Source organism: Intrasporangium sp., assembly GCF_051961875.1.
Classification (GTDB): Bacteria; Actinomycetota; Actinomycetes; order Actinomycetales; family Dermatophilaceae; genus Intrasporangium_A.
In genome coordinates, this window is record NZ_JBQCCV010000207.1 from 1 (window position 1) to 2,225 (window position 2,225).

Sequence of the window (2,225 nt, forward strand, 5' to 3'; positions counted from 1 at the left end):
CCTCACGGAGCTGCTGAAGCAGCCCCTGCGCTCGCCGATGCCGGTCGAAGAGCAGGTGGTGTCGATTTTCGCCGGCACCCGTGGCTTCATCGACGACCTCCCCACCGGCGACGTCCGCCGCTTCGAGGCCGAGCTGCTCGAGGAGTTCCGCAGCCGCCACAGCGAGCTGCTGGACCAGATCCGGGAGAAGGGCACCCTGCCCGAGGAGATGATCGCCTCGTAGATGCCCGAGCGCTCACGGCCTACGTAGTCGAGGAACTCCGCTTCGAACCGGCGGATGTCCGCGACCGGCACGTCGTCGAGCTGACCGGTGGTGCCGGCCCAGATCGACACGACCTGACGCTCCACGGAATACGGGGAGTACTGCGGCTGCTTGAGCAGCTCGACCAAGCGGTAGCCGCGCTCGAGCTGGGCCTTCGACACGGCGTCGAGCTCGGACCCGAAGGTGGCGAACGCCTCGAGGTCGCGGAACTGGGCCAGGTCGAGCTTGAGCGTGCCGGCCACCGACTTCATGGCCTTGATCTGGGCGTTGCCGCCCACGCGGGAGACCGAGATGCCGACGTCGACCGCGGGGCGCTGGTTGGCGTTGAAGAGGTCGGACTGCAGGAAGATCTGCCCGTCGGTGATGGAGATGACGTTGGTCGGGATGTACGCCGAGACGTCGTTCGCCTTGGTCTCGATGATCGGCAGGCCGGTCATCGAGCCAGCGCCGAGCTCGTCCGAGAGCTTCGCGCAGCGCTCGAGCAGGCGGGAGTGCAGGTAGAACACGTCGCCCGGGTAGGCCTCGCGGCCCGGCGGGCGGCGCAGGAGGAGGGAGACGGCGCGGTACGCCTCGGCCTGCTTCGAGAGGTCATCGAAGATGATGAGGACGTGCTTGCCGCCGTACATCCAGTGCTGGCCGATGGCCGAGCCGGCGTAGGGGGCGAGGTACTTGAAGCCCGCCGGGTCGGATGCCGGGGAGGCCACGATGGTCGTGTACTCGAGGGCGCCGTGGTCCTCGAGGGTCTGGCGCACGGCCGCGATCGTGGAGGCCTTCTGGCCGATCGCGACGTAGATGCAGCGGACCTGCTTGGTGGCATCGCCCGAGGCCCAGTTGGCCTTCTGGTTGATGATCGTGTCCACCGCGATGGCGGTCTTGCCGGTCTGGCGGTCGCCGATGATGAGCTGGCGCTGGCCGCGCCCGATCGGGATCATCGCGTCGATGGCCTTGAGGCCGGTCTGCATCGGCTCGTGGACCGACTTGCGCTGGGTCACGCCGGGTGCCTGGAGCTCGAGCGCGCGGGTACCCTCCGCGGCGATCGGGCCCAGGTCGTCGATGGGCGCGCCGAGCGGGTCCACCACGCGGCCGAGGAAGGCATCGCCGACCGGCACGGAGAGGATCTGGCCGGTGCGGTGCACCTCCTGGCCCTCCTCGATGCCGCCGAAGTCGCCGAGGACGATGACGCCGATCTCGCGGACGTCGAGGTTCTGGGCCAGGCCCAGGGTGCCGTCCTCGAACCGGAGGAGCTCGTTCGCCATGACCGAGGGAAGGCCCTCGACCCGGGCGATGCCGTCGCCGGCAGTCGTGACGCGGCCGACCTCGACGCGCTCAGCCGTGCCGGGCTGGTAGGAAGCCGCGAAGTCGTTCAGCGCGCTGCGGACGTCGTCGGCATTGATGGTCAATTCGGCCATCTTCAGTCCTGCTCTCTTGATCTCGTGGTCATCGAAAGCGGTACTGCTGCGATGACCGGATTGTCTTGTACGGAGTGTGCTGAGGCCTCAGCGTGCCTGGGCGGCCAGCTGACGGCGCAGCTCGCCGAGCCGCGTCACCGTCGAGGCATCGAGCACCTCGTCGCCGACCGTCACGCGGAGGCCGCCGACCAGCGACGGTTCCACGGTCGTGTTGATCTTCAGCTCGCGCCCGTAGAGGGAGTTGAGCCCGTCCTGGAGCCGCTGCATCTGCGCCTGGCTGAGAGGACGCGCGACGGCGACGTCGGCGATCCAGCGCTTCTGGCGGCCCGCGGCGAGGGATGCGAACGTCTCCACGAGCGCCGTCGGCTTGGCGCCGCGCGGGACGCGAACTTCTCCCCGCGCGCCGTCGGCTTGACGCCGCGCGGAGAGGACACCGCCTGGCCGATGAGCAGCCGGGCCTCCTCGGACGCCTCCGGGACGAGCCGGAGGGCGAGGGTGCGCCGGGCCTCCGGGGAGGCCTGCTGGTCGGTCAGTGCAGCCTGGAGCTCGTGGCT

At 69.6% G+C, this 2,225-nt stretch carries 2 protein-coding genes and 1 pseudogene; 1 reads left to right on the top strand and 2 read right to left on the bottom strand.

The window, feature by feature from the left end; translation table 11 throughout:
- The first annotated feature begins 37 nt into the window (after positions 1 to 37).
- Complete coding sequence (locus ACTHJJ_RS12320) at positions 38 to 223, top strand: hypothetical protein (RefSeq protein WP_440303236.1); 186 nt, start codon at positions 38 to 40, stop codon at positions 221 to 223.
- A gap of 5 nt (positions 224 to 228) precedes the next feature.
- Here ACTHJJ_RS12320 and atpA read toward each other — a convergent pair.
- Positions 229 to 1,671 (bottom strand): annotated as a pseudogene (gene atpA, locus ACTHJJ_RS12325) (F0F1 ATP synthase subunit alpha); the annotation flags it as partial.
- Positions 1,672 to 1,758: 87 nt separating this feature from the next.
- Positions 1,759 to 2,025: a F0F1 ATP synthase subunit delta gene (locus tag ACTHJJ_RS12330; RefSeq protein ID WP_440303235.1), complete on the bottom strand. Its 267-nt coding sequence runs from the start codon at positions 2,023 to 2,025 to the stop codon at positions 1,759 to 1,761.
- Positions 2,026 to 2,225: the final 200 nt, after the last annotated feature.